We start from the raw sequence: 19,167 nt of genomic DNA on the forward strand, positions 1-19,167 counted from the left end.
ATGGCAGGCCTGTGCATTGCCATCGTCGGCGCCGAGAGCACCGGCAAGAGCCGCCTGGCGCAAGACCTGGCCCTGCGGCTGGCGGCCGACACCGGCCTGCGCTGCACTTTCGTCCCCGAATATCTGCGCGACTGGTGCGAGCGCGCCGGGCGCACGCCGCGCGCCGACGAGCAGGCGGCGATTGCCCGCGTCCAACTCGAGCTGATCGATGCGGCCCGCATCACCCACGATGTCGTGATCGCCGACACCACGCCGCTGATGACGGCCGTCTACAGCCGGCTGCTGTTCGACGACGCCAGCTTGCTGCCCGGTGCCCTGGAAGCGCAGCGCCGCTGTGCGCTGACCCTGCTGACCGCGCTGGACCTGCCTTGGGTAGCCGACGGCCTGCAGCGCGACGGTGCCCATGTGCAGGCCCCGGTCGACGCGGCGCTGCGGCAGGCGCTGATCCGGTCCCAGCTGAGCTGGGCCGTCATTGCCGGCCAGGGCCAGGATCGGCTGGAGGCCGCGCTGACGGCCGTAACTCCGTTGCTGACCCCCCAGGTCAAGGCCGGCCAGGGCCTCTTCACCCGCTTGCAGGCACGCCAGGACGCCCTGCCCTCGCAGGCCTGGATCTGCCGCGACTGCGACGTGCCGGAGTGCGAGCACGCCAGCCTGCAGCGCACGCGAGGACGGGAATCGGCCGGTTCTCCGGGTTTCGACACTTGACGTTGCCGAGCTCGGCCATCGACACTTGGCACTTGCTTGCAAACGTTTGCCTGGAGTGTTCCGATGATGAAGAGTTCCGCCCTCACCCTGCTGGCCTCGGCCTTGCTCCTGTCGGGCTGCGCGATGCTGAGCCCGACGGGCCCGGTGGCCGTCAAGGTGCTGGCAATCAATGACTTCCACGGCAATCTGAAACCGAGCAGCGGCATCCGCATCAAAGATCCGGCCGACCCGAGCAAGACCATCACCGTGCCGGCTGGCGGCGCCGAGCATGTGGCCACCGCCACCCGGCAGCTGCTCGAGAAGAATCCCAACCACATCTTCGTCGCCGCCGGCGACCTGATCGGCGGCAGCCCGCTGTTGTCGGCGCTGTTCTATGACGAGCCAACGATCGAATCGCTGAGCCTGATGGGGCTGGAAGTCGCGGCCGTCGGCAATCACGAGTTCGACGGCGGCATCGCCGAGCTGCTGCGCAAGCAGTATGGCGGCTGCCACCCCGAGCATGGCTGCAAGGGCCCGACCCAGTTCAAGGGCGCCAAGTTCCAGTATCTGGCCGCCAGCACCTGGGATACCAGGACCGGCAAGACCGTGCTGCCGGCCTATCACATCAAGCGCTTCAACGGCGTGCCTATGGCCTTCATCGGCCTGACCCTGAAGGGCACACCCGAGATCGTCACGCCCAGCGGCGTGGCCGGGCTGCGCTTCGATGACGAGGCCGAGACCGTCAACAAGCTGGTGCCCGAGCTGCGCGCCCAGGGCATCGAGGCGATCGCCCTGCTGATCCACGAGGGCGGCTTCCCGACCGGCGACTACAACGAATGCCCCGGCATCTCCGGCCCCATCGTCGACATCGTCAAGAAGCTGGACAAGGCGGTCGACATGGTCGTCAGCGGCCATACCCACCGCGCCTACCAGTGCAATATCGATGGCCGCCTGGTGACCAGCGGTGACAAGTACGGCACCATCGTCACCGAGATCGATCTGCAGCTCGACCCGAAGAGCCGCGACGTCATCAGCGCCAGCGCCAACAATGTGATCGTGCGCACCGAGCGTTATGCCAAGGACCCGGCCCAGACCCAGCTGATCGCCGCCTACGAGAAGCTGGCCGAGCCGCTGGCCAAGCGCGTCGTCGGCCGCATCAGCGACAGCATCTCGCGCGAGGCCAGCCCGGCCGGCGCGATGCCTATGGGCCAGCTGATCGCCGACGCCCAGCTGGCCGCGACGTCCGGCGCCAACGAGGGCGGCGCGGTGATCGCGCTGATGAACGCCGGCGGCGTGCGTGCCGCGCTGACCAAGAGCGCCAGCGGTGAGGTCACCTATGCCGACGCCTTTGCGGTCCAGCCCTTCTACAACAATCTGGTCACGATGACGCTGACCGGCGCGCAGATCCACCGCCTGCTGGAGCAGCAATGGCGCAGCGAGGATGTGCGCGGCGCCTTCCTGCAGGTCTCCAAGGGCTTCAGCTACAGCTGGGATGCGAAGAAGCCGCTGAGCTCGCGCGTGCCGGCCGAGAGCATCAAGCTCAATGGCCAGACGCTGGACCCGCAGACCGGCTACCGCGTCACCGTCAACAGCTTCATCGCCAGCGGCGGCGATGGCTTTCGCGTGCTGACCGAGGGCAAGAACGCGCTGACCGGGGTGATGGATGTGGACGCGCTGGAGCGCTATCTGAGCACCCAGCCCAATATCACGCCCAGCGCGCTGGACCGGGTCCAGCGCCTGAACTGAGCCGATTTACTGCAGGGTGCCCGAGCTCGGCTGGGCCTGATGGCCAACGGTGAAGAGCTCGGCCACATCGACCGCGTCGTAGTGGTACTGCAGGCCGCAGAACTCGCAACCGACCTCGACATGGCCGCGCTCGGCCACCACCGAGTCGATCTCCTCGCGTCCCAGGCTCTTCAGCATCGAGCCCACCCGCTCGCGTGAGCAGCTGCAGGCAAAGCTCGGGGTCTGCGGCTCGAAGCGTCGCACCGTTTCCTCCCAGAACAGCCGGCGCAAGATCGTATCGGCATCCAGGGTCAGCAGCTCCTCGCTGGTCAGGGTCGCGGCCAGGATGCTGATGCGGTTGTAGGCATCGGACAGACCGATATCGTCCTCGTTCTTCGCGCCGGCCAGATTGCCCTCGCCCTGCACCGGCAGGCGCTGGATCAGCAGGCCGGCTGCGATCTGGTCATTGGCCGCCAGCACCAGCTTGGTGTCCAGCTGCTCGGACTGCAGCATGTAGTGCTCCAGCACCTCGGACAGCTGCTGCAGTGGCTCGCGCTGGTCGCCATGCAGGGGCACGACGCCCTGGTAGGGCTGCTGGCCGGGGAATTTGTCCTTGGGGTCCAGCGTGATCGCGCAGCGGCCCTTGCCGTGCACATTCAGCATCGCCTCCAGTTTGGCCCCCTCGGGCACCTCGCCGACCAGCTTGGCGGTGGCGCGGAAGCTCAGATCCGGCTGCACCTCGGCCACGGCCAGCTTGACCGGGCCATCGCCGAAGACCTGCAGCACCAGGGCGCCGTTGAACTTGATATTGGACTGCATCAGCACGCCGGCGGCCGCCATCTCGCCCAGCAGCGAGCGCAGCTCGGGCGGATGGGCACCGACCGTCTCGCGGCGCTTGAGCACCTCCTGCCAGCTGCCGGTCAGGCGCACCAGCATGCCGCGCACCGGCAGGCCTTCGAACAGGAATTTATGCAGTTCACTCATCACTTGATCTTCTTCAAACCCGTCGAATAGCGCCGGGCATTGTCTATGTAGTGGCGGGCGCTGGCTTTTAAACCTTCGATCTGGGCCGGGCTCAGCTCGCGCACCACCTTGGCCGGGCTGCCGACGATCAGCACCCCGTCCGGGAATTCCTTGCCCTCGGTCACCAGCGCGCCGGCGCCGACGAGCGAGTTCTTGCCGATCTTCGCGCCATTGAGCACCACCGCACCAATGCCGATCAGCGAGTTCTCACCCACCGTGCAGCCATGCAGCATGACCTGGTGGCCGACGGTGACGTTCTCGCCCAGCTGCAGCGGGAAGCCGGTGTCGGCATGCAGCACCGAGCCGTCCTGGATATTCGTGCCCCGGCCTAGGCTCAGCGTGTCGCTGTCGCCGCGCAAGACGGCGTTGAACCACACGCTGCAGTCCTCGGCCAACGTGACCCGGCCTATCACCTGGGCACTGTCGGCCACCCAGGCCGAGTCGGCAATATCGGGCTTGTGCTCGCCCAGCTCATAGATGGCCATCGCTCGTCCCTCCTGGGCGCAAAGCGATAATTGTAAGAATGGAAGCCCGTAGCCGTGCCCTGAAGGTCTTGTGTATCGCCGATCCGGCACAAAAAGCGACAGCCGCACGCGCGCTCTATGACGCTGCCCAGGCCGACCTTCCGCTGGACAGGGCCCAGGCATTCACCCGGCCGGACGGTCTGCCGGGCCGTCCCGAGCGCCCGCAGCTGGTGCCGACGCTGCAAGTGCCCAAACGCTCGCCCTTCACGACCGAAGGCCGCGCCGCGCTGCTGCACGCGATCGCCCATATCGAGTTCAACGCCATCAATCTGGCGCTGGACGCGGTCTGGCGCTTTGCCGGCATGCCGCGCGAGTTCTATCTGGACTGGCTCAAGGTCGCGGCCGAGGAGGCCCTGCATTTCACGCTGCTGCACGAGCATCTGCAAAGCCTCGGCCGGCAGTACGGCGACTTCGACGCCCATGACGGCCTGTGGACCATGGCCGAGCGCACCGCCGGCGATGTGCTGGCCCGCATGGCCCTGGTGCCGCGCACGCTGGAAGCGCGCGGCCTCGACGCCACGCCGCCGCTGCAGGCCAAGCTGGCCCGCGCCGGCGACAGCCGCGCGGTCGAGATCCTGGACATCATCCTGCGCGACGAGATTGGCCATGTCGAGATCGGCAACCGCTGGTATCGCCAGCTGTGCCGCGAGCGCGGCCTCGATCCGGTGGCCCTCTATCCCGATCTGGTCCGCCAGTACGAGGCGCCCCGGCTGCGCCCGCCCTTCAATCTGGTGGCCCGCCATGCGGCGGGCTTCAGCGCGGAAGAGCTGGCCTATCTGCAATCCTAGTCACGGGCAAGTACACTAGCGCCTGTATGCCTCGCTGGATTCTTGCCATCCTCACCGCTGTGATGCTCGTCCTTGCACTTGCGCCCGCGTCGGGACAGGTGCAGGCGCCGATGAGCGGCCAGCAAGCGCACTGCGACAGTCTGGAGCTGCAGGGCCAGGACGCCCCCTCAGGCGTGCTCGCCGAGCATCTGCCCATGGACGGCCCGCTGGAGATCCCCGAGCTGTTCGACGCCCCTCGCCCGCTTCGATCCGACGAGCGCGCCGCTATGGCCCCGCCAAGTTTGAATGCGGCCGTGATGCCGCCGCCCTATCTGAAGGGCCCGCAACGGCCTCCCCGCGCGGCTGCCCTGCACGCCTGAGCGCCCCGCGCGGCGCCCCAGGCGTGGCTTCTCCGCGCCTTTGCCTCTTCTCTCGTTCTTGAACTCACTCGGCGCGACCAGCTCCTGAAGCTGGCCGCCATCGGACCTACCGGCCATGGACTTTCTTCTCGACCCCAATATATGGATCGCCTTCGCGATGCTGACCGCCCTGGAAATCGTCCTGGGCATCGACAACATCATCTTCATCTCCATCCTGGTCGGCCGCCTGCCGCCGCATCTGCGCGACAAGGCACGCCGCCTGGGCCTGGGCTTTGCGATGGTGTCACGCCTGGCTTTGCTGTTCACGCTGAGCTGGGTGATGGGGCTGACGGCCGATCTGTTCACGGTGCTGGGGCAAGGCATCAGCGGGCGCGACCTGGTGCTGCTGTTCGGTGGCCTGTTCCTGCTCTACAAGGCCTCGCACGAGATCTTTGTCGAGGTCGAGGCACATGAGCAGGACGGCCCGCCGGTCACCGAAACGGCCGAGATGAAGGCCGCCGGCCAGCGCCTGTTCTGGGCCATCATCGGCCAGATCGCCATCATCGACATCGTGTTCTCGCTGGACTCGGTGATCACCGCGGTCGGCATGGTCGACCAGATCGGCGTGATGGTGGCCGCCGTCGTGACCTCGGTCGGCGTGATGCTGGTCGCCGCCAAGCCGATCGGCGACTTCGTCGACCGTCACCCCTCGGTCAAGGTGCTGGCCCTGGCCTTCCTCGTGATGGTGGGCATGGCGCTGACCGCCGAGGCCTTCGATCAAGAAATTCCCAAGGGCTATATCTACGCTGCGATGTGCTTCTCGCTGGCGGTCGAAGCCCTGAACATCCGGGCCCGCAGCAAGCGCCAGGCGCTGGCCAAGTCCGAATCCGTCTCTCATTCCCACTCCAAGGAGCTGTCATGAACCAAAACCTGAACCACTACGCCACCGCCACCGGCGGCACGGCCGTCAGCGTCGAACGCAACCGCGTGCTGCGCAACACCTACTGGCTGCTGGCCCTGTCCATGGTGCCCACCGTGCTGGGCGCCTGGCTGGGCGTCAGCACCGGCATCGCCCGCGCGATGTCGCCGATGGTCAGCCTGATCGTCTTCATGGCCGGCGCCTTCGGCTTCATGTACGCGATCGAGAAGACCAAGAACTCGGCCGCCGGCGTGCCGATGCTGCTGGCCTTCACCTTCTTCATGGGCGTGATGCTGTCGCGCCTGGTCGGCACCGTGCTGGGCCTGGCCAATGGCGCCAGCCTGATCATGACGGCCTTCGCCGGCACCGGGGCGATCTTCCTGGGCATGGCCTCGCTGTCCTCGGTGATCAAGCGCGATCTGAGCTCGATGGGCAAGTTCCTCTTCATCGGCATGATCATGTTGCTGGTGGCCGGCATCGCCAACATCTTCCTTCAGTCCAGCGCGTTGATGATCACGCTGTCGGTGCTGGCGATCGGCATCTTCTCGGCCTTCATCCTGTATGACCTGAAGCGTGTGCAGGACGGCCTGGAAACCAACTACATCACCGCCACCCTGGGCGTCTACCTGAGCATCTACAACGTGTTCCAGTCGCTGCTGGCCCTGCTGGGCATCTTCGGTGGCCGTGACGAGTAAGCCTTAGTCTTCGTTCTATAGACGCAAGGGCGGGACTTATCATCCCGCCCTTGCTCATTTTTGCGCCCGCCGTCTGTGTCCCGCGTCCAAGCCAATCTCCTGCTCGTTTTCATCGCCCTGATCTGGGGCTCGGCCTTTGTCGCGCAAAGCCATGGCATGGCCGATGTCGGGCCTATGGCCTTCACCGGCGTGCGCTTTCTGATCGGCGCCCTGGTCGTGGCCCCGCTGGCCTGGCGCGAGTGGCAGGGTCTGCAGCGGCAGAGCCGCGCGCTGCAGCCGGTCGACGGGCTGAAGATAGCTGGCCTGGGCAGCCTGCTGCTGCTGGGCGCGGCGATGCAGCAGATCGGCATCGTCAGCACCACGGTCACCAATGCCGGCTTCCTGACGGCGCTGTATGTGCCTCTGGTGCCGGTGCTCGGCTGGCTGCTGCTGCGCCAGCTGCCGCACTGGTCGGTCTGGCCCGGTGCGCTGGCCTGCCTGGTGGGCGCCTTTTTGCTGTCCGGCGCTCACACGCTGCAGGTCAGTCTGGGAGACAGCTGGATCATCGCCTCCGCCCTGCCCTGGGCCCTGCATGTGTTGCTGGTCGGCCGGGTGGCCGACCGGATGAACGCGCCCTTTCTGGTGGCGGGCGGGCAGTTCCTCGTCTGCGGTCTGCTGGCGCTGGCCTGGGCCCTGCTGTTCGAGCCGCTCAGCTGGGCCGGCCTGCAGGCGGCGTCGCTGCCGATTGCCTATACCGGCGTGCTGTCGGTGGGCGTGGCCTTCACCGCCCAGGTGGTGGCCCAGCGCTATGCCCATGCGGCCGATGCCGCCATCATCCTGTCCTCCGAGACCTTGTTCGCGGCGCTGTTCGGCTATCTGCTGATGGGCGACCGGCTGGGCGAGGCCGGCCTGCTGGGCTGCGGCCTGATCCTGGCCAGCATGTTGGCGATCCAGTTGCTGCCCCTGCTGCGGACCCGGAAACCGGTGTTTACTAGCGAAAACCCTTAGGTTTTTCACAGGGTTTTCACTTAGTCATGCCAGAATCGCTCCCGAAGTCATTCATTTGAATGGCAACGGAGACTCAAATCATGACCAACGCTAATATTTCGCTGAGCCAGAACAACGCCTATCTGCTGGCCGATTCCGCCAGCGCGTCCAGCGGCCGCATCGAGACCTATGCTTTTGCTGCGCTGCTGGCCCTGTTTGGCGCCACCTCGCTGCTGGCCCTGCTGGGCGCCTGATCGACTGGGCAGTTCGACCGGGCGCCGTGCCCGCTAGAGTTCGAACGCCGTCGTCTTCTTGACGGTTCGCAGCACCAGCATCGAGTTCGAGCGCGCCACCCCGGGCAGATGCATCAGCACATCGCTGTGCAGGCGCTCCAGATCTTCGGCATCCTTGTAGGCAAAGCGCAAGAGATAGTCATTCGTGCCGGCCACATAGAAGCAGTCGAGGATCTCCGGCACATCGCGCACCGCCTGCTCGAAGGCACCCAGCGCCTGCGGCGTCATGCGCTCCAGATTGATGATGGTGTAGCTGGTGCCGGGCTTGCCCACCGCCTTCGGGTTGACCAGGGCCACATAGCCGGCAATCACTCCCGCGTCCTCCAGCTGTTTGACCCGGCGCAGACAGGCCGACGGCGACAGGTGCACCCGCTGCGCCAGCTCCACATTGGAGCGCCGGCCATCCTGCTGCAGCTCCCTGAGGATGGCACGGTCAATCGCATCCAGTTGCACTTCTGAGCCCATCGTTCGAATTTCCTGCGGTTTGATTGGCAGATGATCGCACGAAGATGCAAAAACACGGGTTAACGCCAGGCCATTGCGCCTGCATATTGCGCGCATCCCTGTCTAGACTGGTCGGCATTCAAGGAGCCCTGCCATGTCTGACCACACCCCCCATCCCGCGATGGACGCCTACTGGATGCCGTTCACCGCGAACCGCCAGTTCAAGAAGGCGCCGCGCCTGCTGACCCGTGCCGACGGTATGTATTTCACGGACGACAAGGGCCGCCAGATCCTGGACGGCATTGCCGGCCTGTGGTGCGTCAACGCCGGCCACAACCGACCCAAGATCGTCCAGGCCATCCAGCAGCAGGCGGCCGAGCTGGACTTCGCCCCGCCCTTCCAGATGGCCCATCCCAAGGCCTTCGAACTGGCCGAGCGCCTGGCCGCGCTGACACCGGCCGGGCTCAACAAGGTCTTCTTCACGAACTCGGGTTCGGAGTCGGTCGAGACCGCGCTGAAGATGGCCATTGCCTACCACCGCGTGCGTGGCGAGGGCGCGCGCACCCGCTTGATCGGCCGCGAGCGCGGCTATCACGGCGTCAATTTCGGCGGCATCTCGGTCGGCGGCATGGTGGCCAACCGCAAGATGTTCGGCACCCTGCTCAGCGGCGTCGACCATATCCGCCACACCCATGACCATGCGCGCAATGCCTTCTCGCTGGGCCAACCGGCCCATGGCGCCGAGTTCGCCGACGATCTGGAGCGCCTGATCGCGCTGCACGATGCCAGCACCATCGCCGCCGTCATCGTCGAGCCGGTCGCCGGCTCCACCGGGGTGCTGATCCCGCCGCAAGGCTATCTGCAGCGCCTGCGCGAGATCTGCGACAAACACGGCATCCTCTTGATCTTCGACGAGGTCATCACTGGCTTCGGCCGCACCGGCAACCCCTTTGGCGCCCAGACCTTCGGCGTCACACCGGACCTGATGACGGTGGCCAAGGGCCTGACCAATGGCTGCGTGCCGATGGGCGCGGTGTTCGCCAAGCAAGGCATCCACGATGCCTTCATGAACGGGCCCGAGCACCTGATCGAGTTCTTCCACGGCTACACCTACTCGGCCCATCCGCTGGCCTGCGCCGCCGCGCTGGGCACGCTGAACACCTATGCCGACGAGGGCCTGCTGACCCGTGCGGCCGAGCTGCAGGGCTATTTCGCCGAGAGCCTGCATGCGCTGAGGAACGAGCCCCACGTGATCGACATCCGCAATATCGGCCTGGTCGGCGGCATCGAGCTGGCGCCCCTGCCGGGCGAGCCGGCCAAGCGCGCCTTCAACATCTTCCTGGACTGCTATGAGAAGGGCCTGCTGATACGCACGACCGGCGACACCATCGCGCTGTCGCCGCCGCTGATCATCGAGCGCAGCCATATCGACCAGATCGTCGACACCTTGCGCGGCGCCTTGAAACGGGCCGCCTGAAACACAGGCATGATGGGGTCACTTCGGTGGCCCTTTGCGTTTATGACCTTGTCTTCCCGTAAGCCCGTGGTGCTGGTGCCGGCCTGCAACCGCATGATGGGCGAGCATCCCTTCCAGATGGCCGGCAAGAAATACATCGACGCGGTGCGCCTGGCCGGCTGCCTGCCGCTGATCGTGCCGGCCAGCACGCCCGACGAGCTGGACGAGCTGCTGGCCCTGGCCGACGGCCTGCTGCTGACCGGCTCGCAGAGCAATGTCCACCCCAGCCATTTCGGCGAGACCGTGCACGACCAGAGCCTGCCGCTGGATCCGCTGCGCGATGCCTGGACCCTGCCGCTGATCCCCAAGGCCCTGGCCCTGGGTCTGCCGCTGCTGGGCATCTGCCGCGGTTTCCAGGAGGCCAATGTGGCGCTGGGCGGCAGCCTGCACCAGGCCGTGCAAGAGCAGCCGGGGCTGCGGGACCATCGCGCCGTCAAGGGCCAGCCGCCCGAGATCCAGTACGCCAGCGCCCACCCGGTCCAGGTCCTGCCCGGCGGCCAGCTGGCCGCGATCCTGGGTTCGAGCGCGCCCATCGAGGTCAACTCGCTGCATGGCCAGGGCATCAAGCGCCTGGCGCCGGGCCTGCGCGTTGAGGCCCTGGCCGAGGACGGCCTGGTCGAGGCCTTCACGGTGGCCGATGCGCCGGGTTTCTCGCTGTGCGTGCAATGGCATCCGGAGTGGCTGGCGCACAGCAACCCGATTTCCCAACGTCTGCTGCAGGCCTTCGGACAAGCCTGTCGCGATTACCAAGGCAACAAAGTCAGTAACTGGCGGACCTAGGAGCCCCGCCCGCCGGACATCCGATCCCATCAACCGAGGAGGTGCAGCATGGTGGTACGAGACAAGTTCACATTCAGCGAGCTGGAGCAATGGTTCCGCGAGCACGGGGTCACCGAGATCGAGTGCCTGGTGCCCGATCTGACCGGCGTGGCGCGCGGCAAGATCCTGCCGCGCGAGAAGTTCACCGAGGATCGCGGCATGCGCCTGCCCGAGGCCGTGGTCGCAATGGGTGTCACCGGCGAGTTCCCCGAGGAAGGTCCGTACTACGATGTGATCAGCCCGAACGACCGGGACATGCATCTGCGCGCCGACCCCACCACCGCCCGTCTCGTGCCCTGGGCCAGCGACCCGACCGCGCAAATCATCCACGACTGCTTCGACCGCCACGGCCAGCTCGTGCCCTTCGCGCCGCGCTCGGTGCTGCGCAGGGTCTGCGGCCTGTTCGACGACGAGGGCTGGGAGCCGGTGGTCGCGCCCGAGCTGGAGTTCTATCTGGTGGCTCGCAACAGCGATCCCGACATGCCGCTGAAACCGCCGGTGGGCCGCAGCGGCCGCGCCGAAACCTCGCGCCAGGCCTACTCGATCGACGCGGTCAACGAGTTCGACCCGCTGTTCGAGGATGTCTACGACTACTGCGAGAAGATGCAACTCAATGTCGACACCCTGATCCATGAGATCGGCGCCGGCCAGATGGAGATCAACTTCTTTCACGGCCATCCGCTGGGCCTGGCCGACGAGGTCTTCTTCTTCAAACGCACGGTGCGTGAGGCGGCGCTGCGCCACGATATGTTCGCCACCTTCATGGCCAAGCCCATCGCCGGCGAGCCGGGCAGCGCGATGCATGTGCATCAGAGCCTGGTCGACAAGCGCAGCGGCCGCAATCTGTTCAGCAACGAGGACGGCACGCCCAGCCGCGAGTTCTTCTGGTACATCGGCGGCCTGCAAAAACACATCCCGGCCGCAATGGCGCTGTTCGCCCCCTATGTCAACAGCTACCGCCGCCTGGCCCGTCACACCGCCGCGCCGATCAATATCCAGTGGGGCACTGACAACCGCACCGTCGGCATCCGCGCACCGTTGGCGCCGCCGGCCGCGCGGCGCGTCGAGAACCGCGTGATCGGCGCCGATGCCAACCCCTATGTGGCTCATGCCGCGACCCTGGCCTGCGGCTATCTGGGCATCAAGAACCGCATCGAGCCGACCGCCGAATGCAAGGGCGATGCCTATCTGGGCGACTACCAGTTGCCGCGCAGCCTGGGCGAGGCGCTGGCCCTGCTGCGCGCAGACAAGGAGCTGGCCGCCGTGCTCGGCGAGTCCTTCATCACCGTCTACTCGGAGATCAAGGAGATCGAGTACGCCGAGTTCATGAAGGTGATCTCGCCCTGGGAGCGCGAACACCTGCTGCTGCATGTCTGAGGAGGACCCGCGATGAGCCAGATCCATCCACAAGCCGCGCTGATCGAGCGCCGCAGCACCGGCGAATGGCAGCGCGCCGACGCCGCGCATTTCCTCCACCCCTTCACCGACTTCAAGGGCCTGGCCGCCAAGGGCTCGCGCATCATCGAGCGGGCCGACAACATTTATCTGTGGGACAGCGAGGGCCACAAGATCCTCGACGCGATGAGCGGGCTGTGGTGCGTCAATGTCGGCTACGGCCAGCAGTCGCTGATCGATGCCGCAGCGCGCCAGATGAAGGAGCTGCCCTTCTACAACGCCTTCTTCCAGACGGCGACGCCGCCCGCCATCGAGCTGGCCGAGCTGCTGGCCGAGGTCACGCCACCACAGTTCCAGCATGTGTTCTTCACCGGCTCGGGCTCGGAAGGCAATGACACGGTGCTGCGCATGGTGCGCCGCTACTGGGACATCCTGGGCCAGCCGCAGCGCCAGACCGTGATCGGCCGCATCAACGGCTATCACGGCTCGACGATGGCCGGCGCCTCGCTGGGCGGCATGAGCGGCATGCATGCCCAGGGCGGGCTGCCGATACCGGGCATCGCGCACATCGAGCAGCCGCACTGGTTCGCGCTGGGCCGCGAGCAAAGCCGCGAGGATTTCGGCCTGAGCGCCGCGCGCTGGCTGGAGGCCAAGCTGCTCGAACTCGGCCCGGAGAACGTCGCCGCCTTCATCGGCGAGCCGGTCCAGGGCGCGGGCGGCGTGATCGTGCCGCCGGCCAGCTACTGGCCCGAGATCCAGCGCATCTGCGACCAATACGGCGTGCTGCTGGTCAGCGACGAGGTGATCTGCGGCTTCGGTCGCACCGGCGCCTGGTTCGGCTGCGAGACCCAGGGTTTCAGGCCCGATCTGATGACCTTCGCCAAGGGCGTGACCTCGGGCTATATCCCGCTGGGCGGCGTGATGGTGGGCGAGCGGATCGCGCGGGTGCTGATCGAGCAGGGCGGCGAGTTCGAGCATGGCTTCACCTACTCGGGCCATCCGACCGCCTGCGCGGTGGCGGTGGCCAATATCCGGCTGCTGCGCCAGCTCCATCTGGTCAAGCATGTGCAGGCCAGCACGGGCCCCTATCTGGCCGCGCAGTTTGCCAAGCTGGCCGAGCAGCACCCGCTGGTTGGTGAGGCGCAGAGCTGCGGCCTGATGGGCGCGCTGCAGCTGGTCAGGAACAAGACCACGCTGCAGACCTTCGCGCCCGAGCTCGGCGTGGGCATGCTTTGCCGGGCCCACTGCTTCGGCAACGGCCTGATCATGCGCGCGGTCGGCGACCGCATGATCGTCGCGCCGCCGCTGGTGACGACGCTGGCACAGATCGACGAGATGCTGGGCCTGATTCGGCGCTGCCTGGACCTGACCCTGGACGATGTGAGCCGGCGCGGCTGGCTCTGAGGCTCGAAAGCTGGGGGGATGTAGGGCGCCGCCGTGCGCAGTAGACTGGCCGCGCCTTCTCCGAGGAGTGCGCCATGATGATGACTGCGACCGAGAAACTGGTGGTGGTGTTCCGTTCACGGCTGCGCGCCGATGCCGATATGGCCGCGCTGGAGCCGCTGGGGCAGCGGATGTATGAGGTGGCCAGCACGATGCCGGGCTTTCTCTCCTACAAGGACTTCGCGGCCGCCGATGGCGAAACGCTGACCCTGGTCGAATTCGCCGATGCCGACACGCTGCGGGCCTGGCGCGAGCATCCCGAGCACCGCGAGGCACAGCGCCGCGGCCGCGAGGAGTTCATGAGCGAGTATCAGATCGATGTCTGCCGGCCCGAGCGTTCCTATGCCTTCCGGGCCGGGGGCTGAGCCATGGACCCCGCCGCCATCGCCGCCGGCGTCATCGCCGCCCTCGCCCCCTATCTGGCCAAGGCCGCCGGCAAGTTCGCCGAGGGCGCCGGTCAGGCCGCTCTGGATCAGGGCGGCAAGCTGTTCGACAAGCTGAAGGCCCGCTTCGCCGCCGCGCCGGTCGAGCACAAGCAGTTGCAGGATCTGCAGGCCGCGCCGCAGGACCCACTCAACCAGATGGTGGTGCAAAAGCTGCTGCGCGACGCGCTGGAGCGGGACCCCGCCTTCGCACGCGAGCTGGCCGAGCTGCTGCAGGGTCTGGCTGCGACCGGCCCGGCCCAGCAGTTCAATGTGCGGGCCGACAGCATAGGCAGCGTCGTCAACGCCGGTTCGGTCCAGACCCTGAACATCGGGCGCGGGTCCGACAAGCCATGAGCGGCGACACCTCGGCCGATCGCATCGAGAACCTGATCCAGATCGCCAGCCTGGGTGCGCTGAACCTGGGCCAGCCCGCGCGCGACGCGTCGCATGCGATTCCCGAACCCGAGCTGCGCCTGCCCCAGCACGCCATCGTCGGCCGCAGTGAGCTGGTGGCCGCCGTGCTGGCGGGCATCGAGGCCGGCCAGCAGGACTTCGCCTTCGAGTTCCTGCCCGGCATCGGCAAGACCACGGTGGCGGCCGAGCTGATACGCCACCAGGCGCTGCGCGGCCGCTTCGACGGCGTGCTGTGGGCCCATCTGGGCCAGACGCCCGATGTGCATGGCGAGCTGGTCAAATGGGCCGAAGCCGTCGGCCTGGATGAGGCCACGATCGCCAAGCGCAAGAACGATGGCGAGCTGGGCCGCGCGATCGCGGCCCGTATCGGCGAGCGCCGGGTGCTGCTGGTCGTTGACGATGTCTGGACCTCGGCCGAGGGCCAGTACTTCATGCTGGCCGGCCCCCACATCACGCGGGTGCTGACTTCGCGCAAGCGCGGGGTCGCGCGCGATCTGAACCCCCGGGCCCAGGTCCATGTGGTGCCCAAGCTGGCGCTGGACGAGAGCCTGCGCCTGCTGCGCGCGCTGGCGCCGCAGGCCGCCGAGGCCGAGCCCGAGGCCCTGCGCATGCTGGCAGACCGGGTCGACGGCCTGCCGCTGGCCCTGGTGCTGCTGGGCCGCATGCTGCGCAACAACGAGGATGAGAGCCGGCCGGTGCAGGATCTGCTGGCCTCGCTGAGCGATATACGCCGCATGTTCGCGGCCAAGAAACCGATGGAGTTTGCCGAGAACGCCAGCTTCAGCCTGGCCGAGGTGGTCGAGGCCGGCTACAGCCAGCTGGGCAGCTCGGGCCTGCTCAACGGCGAGCCCACCGACGCCCAGCAGCTGCGCGAGGCGGTCACGGCGCTGGCGGTGCTGCGGCCCGATCCGATCTGGTTCGACGAATCGCTGGCGCTGAGCGTCGCCGAGGTCAGGCCGGTGCTGCTGCGCCAGCTGGTCCAGGCCGGCATGCTGGAGCGGCGCGCGGCGGCCCGACCCGGCGGCGAGCCGCGCTACACGATGCACCGGGTGATCGCCGAATACCTGCGCGGCAAGCTGCCGACGGAGCGGCTGCAGCTGCTGAACACCCGCGCCGCCTACTACTACCTGGCCCAGCTGAAAGCCATCGAGGAGCAGTACCAGAAACGCAGCCACTACCTGGGCCTGTACCGCTACGAGAACCCCGACTGGCGCGAATCGCAGGACAACTGGCTCTACCACTTCGCCCAGGCCGGCTACAGCCGCGACGCGACGATGGCCTTTCTGCGTGTCTGGCTGACCGCGTTCTGGTGGTGGAGCTGCTTCACCGACGAGGGCTTCGACTTCTGCGACCAGTTGCTCAATGAATGGGCCCACCGGCTGAGCCTGTCCGCGCCCGAGGCCGGCAGCGGCGCGCTGCTGCAGGCGCAGAGCGGCGAGCGCATCAACCAGCTGCTCGAGGGGCTGGACCTGTTGCGCCGCTTCAAGCTGGCCTATCCCAAGGAGACGGTCGAGCGCAGCCAGGGCTTCTGGCCGGACGTCGAGGCCACGCTGGGCGAGATCCGCCGGCGCGCCCAGCTCGACGCTGCGCCGCCCGACGGCGACAAGCCCGATGCCTGCGTCGTGCGCGGTCTCAGCAGCGTCTTCCTGGCCGAGGCGGCGCGCTTCGGCCGGCAGGATTTCGCCGCCGCCGAGACCCGCTACCGCGACGCATTGGCCCTGTTTGTCGAGATCGGCGACGAGTGGACCCAGGCCTGGGTGCTCTACCACCTGGCCGATATGCAGATCCAGCGCGGCCAGCCGGCGCTGGCCCGGCCTTTGTGCGAGCAGGCGCTGCGCCTGGCCGAACGCGAGCAGGATCCCGAGGTCGTGGCCCTGCTGCAGCGCGCGCTGGGCGATGTCGAGCTGCAGGGCGGCGAGCTCGATGCGGCGCGCCAGCACTATGCGCAGGCCTTGCAGGCGGCCTATCTGTTCCAGGTCAGCCCCGAGCCGCCCGATGCCTACACGGTGAGCTTCTACCCCGAGCTGGCCGAGGCCGTGGCCGAACGCCTGCGGGTCCTGCAGGCCAGCGAACCAGCGGCCGCCCAGGCGCTGGCCCGTGACCTGCGGCGCCCCTGGCTGCGGGCCCAGGGCCTGCCGGACTCGGCCGAGCCTGTCGAGATCGCCGGCAGCACGGCCGCCGCGCTGGCCGCCCGGCTGTTCGCGCCGGCCCTGCCGCTGGAGCAGCTGGGCGCCGAGGGTGCGGCCTATGCCCAGCGCGTGATCGAACATCTGTCCCGCATGCAGCAAACAGCGGCCGACGAATAGGCCATGATGTCGGCTGTCGCACAGCCCCAGGCCCAACACCATGACTCAGACTTCCCGCACCGACTGGCACGCCCGTGCCGCCAGCCTGCAGGCCGACGGCCGCGCCTTCATCGCCGGCCAGCGCGTCGCCAGCGCCAGCGGCGAGACCTTCGCCAAGCATTCGCCGATCGACGGCCGGCTGCTGGGCGCCATCGCGCGCGGCCAGGCGGCCGATATAGCCGCCGCCGTCGCCAGCGCCCGCGCCGCCTTCGATGATGGCCGCTGGTCCGCCCGGCCGCCGGCCGCGCGCAAAAAGGTGCTCTTGCGCTTCGCCGATGCGATCCTGGCGGCCCGCGACGAGCTGGCCCTGCTGGAGACGCTGGACATGGGCAAACCGATCCAGTACGCGCTGACGGTCGATGTGCCGGCCGCCGCGCGCTGCATCGCCTGGTATGCCGAGGCCATCGACAAGGTCTACGACGAGATCGCGCCGACCGGGCCGAATGCGCTGGCGCTGATACAGCGCGAGGCCATGGGCGTGGTCGGTGCCATCGTGCCCTGGAACTACCCGATGATCATGGCGGCCTGGAAGCTGGGGCCGGCCTTGGCGGCCGGCAATTCGGTGGTGCTCAAGCCCAGCGAAAAGTCGCCGCTGACCGCGCTGCGCCTGGCCGAGCTCGCGCTGGCCGCCGGCCTGCCCGAGGGGGTGCTCAACGTCGTGCCCGGCTACGGCCATGAGGCCGGCGAGGCGCTGGCCCTGCATATGGAGGTCGACGCTGTGGGCTTTACCGGCTCGACCCGGGTCGGCCGCAAGATGCTGGAGTACGCCGGCCGCTCGAACCTGAAGCGGGTCTACAACGAGCTGGGCGGCAAGTCGGCCTTCATCGTCTTCCCCGATTTCGACGACATCGCCCGCGCCGCCAAGACCGTGGCCGGCGCGATGTTCTTCAACCAGGGCGAGAGCTGCAATGCGCCCTCGCGCGTGCTGGTGCATGAGAGCATCGCCGATCAATTCGTCGAGCTGGTCGCGGCACAAGCGCCCAGATACCAGCCCGGCGACCCGCTGGACGTCAGCACCGTGATGGGCGCCATCGTCGACGAGACGCAGCTGAAGACCGTGCTGGGCTATATCGAGTCCGGCACATCGGAAGGGGCCCGCGCCATCGTCGGCGGCCGCCAGGCGCGCAGCGACAGCGGCGGCTTCTATGTCGAGCCCACCGTGTTCGACGGCGCCACCAACCAGATGAAGATCGCCCGCGAGGAGATCTTCGGCCCGGTGATGAGCGTGCTGCGCTTCAAGGACGAGGCCGATGCTGTGGCCCAGGCCAATGCCAGCGCCTACGGCCTGCAGGCCAGCGTCTGGAGCTCGCACATCGACCGCGCCCACCGCGTCGCCCGCGCGCTGAAGGCCGGCACCGTGCATGTCAACCAGTACGACGAAGACGACATCACCGTGCCCTTCGGCGGCTACAAGCAAAGCGGCAATGGCCGCGACAAGTCGCTGCACGCCTTCGATAAGTACACCGAGCTGAAGACGACCTGGCTGCGTATCAACGCCGGCTGAACAGCGGCGGCGCCCTCATTTCGAGGTCTGGCCCAGGTCCCCGCTCCTGAGCTTGTTGGCCAGCCGCGGATCATCGATCCGTATCTCCATCTGGCCTTCGCGCTGCTGACGCGGATCCTTCCAGAGCAGGCGCACCGGCAGGATCAGCCGACCGACATAACGCTGGCTTCCCACCACATGGGCCACGGGGATCAGGATCTCGTTGCTCAGGCGCTGCGACTGCTGGGCCGGCTCCATCAGCTGACCCAGGCCATGGGGCTTGGGCTCGCCCTGGAAGCTGGCCGTCATCGCACTGTAGAGCCCACCCTGGCCGCCGCGCTGCGCATCGAAATCGCGCTGATGAGCCAGCAAGCGCAGCTCGGTGGCCGGGGTGTTGCCGACATTCATCAGGCGCAGGCAGACGACCTGGCGCAGCAGCAGGCTCTGATCGGCCGCCCGGCTCATCAGGTGATAGTGGGCCTTCCAGGCCTTGGCGGCGTCGCGCATCTGCTGCTCCTGCTGATCGTCCAGCCAGACCAGGTTCAGCAGGCCGTCGTCCATGCCACGGGCGAAGTCGTTGGCGGTCAGCACCTGCCACTCGGCCACCAGCCGCACCGAGTTCTCGAAAGCCTTGTTCTTCAACTCTAGCTGGCGCAGCTCCGCCTCCAGCAGGGTCGAGCGGTTTCTGGCCTCCTTGACCTGGGTGTCGATCTCGCTGGTCACCGTCGCGATGAAATTCGTCTTTACCGCGACGAAGACGCCCAGGCCGGTCGAGATCAGGCCCAGCACCAGACCCAGGGACTTGAGCCGCTCGTCCAGGCTGGGCGTGGCGGGCTTGTCGGATTCCGGCATGGTCGGCTCCTGTGGCGGCGATGCCGGCATCCTGCCGCGTCGGGGAGCGCGACGCAAACCCGTCCTCCATTCGATG

Annotated in this window: 20 protein-coding genes; 16 read left to right on the forward strand and 4 right to left on the reverse strand. The window is 67.4% G+C overall.

The genetic code is table 11. The features are described 5' to 3' along the window. Together O5M90_RS03905 and O5M90_RS03910 are read left to right on the forward strand one after the other, a co-directional pair. A complete protein-coding gene (locus tag O5M90_RS03905; RefSeq protein WP_269841374.1) occupies window positions 1-705 on the forward strand; it encodes an AAA family ATPase in 705 nt (234 codons plus the stop codon). Window positions 706-768: 63 nt separating this feature from the next. After that, window positions 769-2,430 (forward strand): bifunctional metallophosphatase/5'-nucleotidase, encoded by a 1,662-nt coding sequence (locus O5M90_RS03910; protein WP_269841373.1) that lies wholly within the window; start codon window positions 769-771, stop codon window positions 2,428-2,430. Window positions 2,431-2,436: 6 nt separating this feature from the next. Here the strand turns inward: O5M90_RS03910 and hslO are convergent, their stop codons facing one another. Then, on the reverse strand, window positions 2,437-3,393 hold the full coding sequence (gene hslO, locus O5M90_RS03915; RefSeq protein WP_137945015.1) for an Hsp33 family molecular chaperone HslO: 957 nt from the start codon (window positions 3,391-3,393) through the stop codon (window positions 2,437-2,439). Further along, on the reverse strand, window positions 3,393-3,917 hold the full coding sequence (locus O5M90_RS03920) for a gamma carbonic anhydrase family protein (protein WP_269841372.1): 525 nt from the start codon (window positions 3,915-3,917) through the stop codon (window positions 3,393-3,395). Before O5M90_RS03920 ends, hslO begins: the two co-directional genes overlap by 1 nt. 38 nt (window positions 3,918-3,955) lie before the next feature. Between O5M90_RS03920 and O5M90_RS03925 the strand changes: the two genes are divergently transcribed. The 6 genes from O5M90_RS03925 to O5M90_RS03950 all read left to right on the forward strand — a co-directional run bounded on the left by O5M90_RS03925 (window position 3,956) and on the right by O5M90_RS03950 (window position 7,916). Next, on the forward strand, window positions 3,956-4,744 hold the full coding sequence (locus tag O5M90_RS03925; protein WP_269841371.1) for a ferritin-like domain-containing protein: 789 nt from the start codon (window positions 3,956-3,958) through the stop codon (window positions 4,742-4,744). A gap of 26 nt (window positions 4,745-4,770) precedes the next feature. Then, the gene (locus O5M90_RS03930) at window positions 4,771-5,103 is read left to right on the forward strand and encodes a hypothetical protein (RefSeq protein WP_269841370.1); all 333 of its coding nucleotides are present in this window, start codon (window positions 4,771-4,773) and stop codon (window positions 5,101-5,103) included. Window positions 5,104-5,218: 115 nt separating this feature from the next. Then, window positions 5,219-6,004 carry a TerC family protein gene (locus O5M90_RS03935; protein ID WP_137945011.1) on the forward strand — a complete coding sequence of 262 codons (786 nt, stop codon included), beginning with the start codon at window positions 5,219-5,221 and terminating at the stop codon, window positions 6,002-6,004. Beyond that, window positions 6,001-6,696: a Bax inhibitor-1/YccA family protein gene (locus O5M90_RS03940; RefSeq protein ID WP_137945010.1), complete on the forward strand. Its 696-nt coding sequence runs from the start codon at window positions 6,001-6,003 to the stop codon at window positions 6,694-6,696. Before O5M90_RS03935 ends, O5M90_RS03940 begins: the two co-directional genes overlap by 4 nt. 75 nt (window positions 6,697-6,771) lie before the next feature. Then, window positions 6,772-7,683: a DMT family transporter gene (locus O5M90_RS03945; RefSeq protein ID WP_269841369.1), complete on the forward strand. Its 912-nt coding sequence runs from the start codon at window positions 6,772-6,774 to the stop codon at window positions 7,681-7,683. Between the two features lie 80 nt (window positions 7,684-7,763). Then, window positions 7,764-7,916 carry a hypothetical protein gene (locus O5M90_RS03950; protein ID WP_269841368.1) on the forward strand — a complete coding sequence of 51 codons (153 nt, stop codon included), beginning with the start codon at window positions 7,764-7,766 and terminating at the stop codon, window positions 7,914-7,916. Window positions 7,917-7,949: 33 nt separating this feature from the next. Here the strand turns inward: O5M90_RS03950 and O5M90_RS03955 are convergent, their stop codons facing one another. Then, window positions 7,950-8,420 carry an Lrp/AsnC family transcriptional regulator gene (locus O5M90_RS03955; RefSeq protein ID WP_137945008.1) on the reverse strand — a complete coding sequence of 157 codons (471 nt, stop codon included), beginning with the start codon at window positions 8,418-8,420 and terminating at the stop codon, window positions 7,950-7,952. 133 nt (window positions 8,421-8,553) lie between these two features. Here O5M90_RS03955 and O5M90_RS03960 point away from each other — a divergent pair, with 133 nt between their 5' ends. The 8 genes from O5M90_RS03960 (at window position 8,554) to O5M90_RS03995 (ending at window position 18,260) form a co-directional block, all read left to right on the forward strand. Further along, window positions 8,554-9,876: an aspartate aminotransferase family protein gene (locus O5M90_RS03960; protein ID WP_440401816.1), complete on the forward strand. Its 1,323-nt coding sequence runs from the start codon at window positions 8,554-8,556 to the stop codon at window positions 9,874-9,876. Between the two features lie 42 nt (window positions 9,877-9,918). After that, the gene (locus tag O5M90_RS03965) at window positions 9,919-10,695 is read left to right on the forward strand and encodes a gamma-glutamyl-gamma-aminobutyrate hydrolase family protein (RefSeq protein ID WP_137945006.1); all 777 of its coding nucleotides are present in this window, start codon (window positions 9,919-9,921) and stop codon (window positions 10,693-10,695) included. Window positions 10,696-10,743: 48 nt separating this feature from the next. Next, complete coding sequence (locus O5M90_RS03970) at window positions 10,744-12,111, forward strand: glutamine synthetase family protein (protein WP_137945005.1); 1,368 nt, start codon at window positions 10,744-10,746, stop codon at window positions 12,109-12,111. A gap of 12 nt (window positions 12,112-12,123) precedes the next feature. After that, window positions 12,124-13,533 carry an aspartate aminotransferase family protein gene (locus O5M90_RS03975; protein ID WP_269841366.1) on the forward strand — a complete coding sequence of 470 codons (1,410 nt, stop codon included), beginning with the start codon at window positions 12,124-12,126 and terminating at the stop codon, window positions 13,531-13,533. Window positions 13,534-13,607: 74 nt separating this feature from the next. Next, window positions 13,608-13,937: an antibiotic biosynthesis monooxygenase family protein gene (locus O5M90_RS03980; protein WP_262972743.1), complete on the forward strand. Its 330-nt coding sequence runs from the start codon at window positions 13,608-13,610 to the stop codon at window positions 13,935-13,937. Window positions 13,938-13,940: 3 nt separating this feature from the next. Beyond that, window positions 13,941-14,351, forward strand: a complete 411-nt coding sequence (locus O5M90_RS03985; protein ID WP_137945004.1) for a hypothetical protein — start codon at window positions 13,941-13,943, stop codon at window positions 14,349-14,351. After that, window positions 14,348-16,717, forward strand: a complete 2,370-nt coding sequence (locus O5M90_RS03990; protein ID WP_269841365.1) for an NB-ARC domain-containing protein — start codon at window positions 14,348-14,350, stop codon at window positions 16,715-16,717. The genes O5M90_RS03985 and O5M90_RS03990 overlap by 4 nt, the downstream gene beginning before the upstream one ends. 40 nt (window positions 16,718-16,757) lie before the next feature. Continuing rightward, window positions 16,758-18,260 (forward strand): aldehyde dehydrogenase, encoded by a 1,503-nt coding sequence (locus O5M90_RS03995; RefSeq protein ID WP_269841364.1) that lies wholly within the window; start codon window positions 16,758-16,760, stop codon window positions 18,258-18,260. A 15-nt stretch (window positions 18,261-18,275) separates the two neighbouring features. On the opposite strand, the gene O5M90_RS04000 is transcribed toward O5M90_RS03995, so the two are convergent. Further along, window positions 18,276-19,091: a hypothetical protein gene (locus O5M90_RS04000; RefSeq protein WP_137945001.1), complete on the reverse strand. Its 816-nt coding sequence runs from the start codon at window positions 19,089-19,091 to the stop codon at window positions 18,276-18,278. Window positions 19,092-19,167 lie beyond the last annotated feature (76 nt).

Origin of the sequence: Paucibacter sp. M5-1 (genome assembly GCF_027498415.2) — a bacterium.
Classification (GTDB): domain Bacteria; phylum Pseudomonadota; class Gammaproteobacteria; order Burkholderiales; family Burkholderiaceae_C; genus Roseateles_E.

What these genes read in the sequence shown, in the direction of transcription:
- O5M90_RS03905 (WP_269841374.1), top strand. Translation starts at nt 1, where the DNA reads ATGGCAGGCCTGTGCATTGCCATCGTCGGCGCCGAGAGCACCGGCAAG.
- O5M90_RS03910 (WP_269841373.1), top strand. Translation starts at nt 769, where the DNA reads ATGATGAAGAGTTCCGCCCTCACCCTGCTGGCCTCGGCCTTGCTCCTG.
- hslO (WP_137945015.1), bottom strand. Translation starts at nt 3,393, where the DNA reads ATGAGTGAACTGCATAAATTCCTGTTCGAAGGCCTGCCGGTGCGCGGC.
- O5M90_RS03920 (WP_269841372.1), bottom strand. Translation starts at nt 3,917, where the DNA reads ATGGCCATCTATGAGCTGGGCGAGCACAAGCCCGATATTGCCGACTCG.
- O5M90_RS03925 (WP_269841371.1), top strand. Translation starts at nt 3,956, where the DNA reads ATGGAAGCCCGTAGCCGTGCCCTGAAGGTCTTGTGTATCGCCGATCCG.
- O5M90_RS03930 (WP_269841370.1), top strand. Translation starts at nt 4,771, where the DNA reads ATGCCTCGCTGGATTCTTGCCATCCTCACCGCTGTGATGCTCGTCCTT.
- O5M90_RS03935 (WP_137945011.1), top strand. Translation starts at nt 5,219, where the DNA reads ATGGACTTTCTTCTCGACCCCAATATATGGATCGCCTTCGCGATGCTG.
- O5M90_RS03940 (WP_137945010.1), top strand. Translation starts at nt 6,001, where the DNA reads ATGAACCAAAACCTGAACCACTACGCCACCGCCACCGGCGGCACGGCC.
- O5M90_RS03950 (WP_269841368.1), top strand. Translation starts at nt 7,764, where the DNA reads ATGACCAACGCTAATATTTCGCTGAGCCAGAACAACGCCTATCTGCTG.
- O5M90_RS03955 (WP_137945008.1), bottom strand. Translation starts at nt 8,420, where the DNA reads ATGGGCTCAGAAGTGCAACTGGATGCGATTGACCGTGCCATCCTCAGG.
- O5M90_RS03960 (WP_440401816.1), top strand. Translation starts at nt 8,554, where the DNA reads ATGTCTGACCACACCCCCCATCCCGCGATGGACGCCTACTGGATGCCG.
- O5M90_RS03965 (WP_137945006.1), top strand. Translation starts at nt 9,919, where the DNA reads ATGACCTTGTCTTCCCGTAAGCCCGTGGTGCTGGTGCCGGCCTGCAAC.
- O5M90_RS03970 (WP_137945005.1), top strand. Translation starts at nt 10,744, where the DNA reads ATGGTGGTACGAGACAAGTTCACATTCAGCGAGCTGGAGCAATGGTTC.
- O5M90_RS03975 (WP_269841366.1), top strand. Translation starts at nt 12,124, where the DNA reads ATGAGCCAGATCCATCCACAAGCCGCGCTGATCGAGCGCCGCAGCACC.
- O5M90_RS03980 (WP_262972743.1), top strand. Translation starts at nt 13,608, where the DNA reads ATGATGATGACTGCGACCGAGAAACTGGTGGTGGTGTTCCGTTCACGG.
- O5M90_RS03985 (WP_137945004.1), top strand. Translation starts at nt 13,941, where the DNA reads ATGGACCCCGCCGCCATCGCCGCCGGCGTCATCGCCGCCCTCGCCCCC.
- O5M90_RS03990 (WP_269841365.1), top strand. Translation starts at nt 14,348, where the DNA reads ATGAGCGGCGACACCTCGGCCGATCGCATCGAGAACCTGATCCAGATC.
- O5M90_RS03995 (WP_269841364.1), top strand. Translation starts at nt 16,758, where the DNA reads ATGACTCAGACTTCCCGCACCGACTGGCACGCCCGTGCCGCCAGCCTG.
- O5M90_RS04000 (WP_137945001.1), bottom strand. Translation starts at nt 19,091, where the DNA reads ATGCCGGAATCCGACAAGCCCGCCACGCCCAGCCTGGACGAGCGGCTC.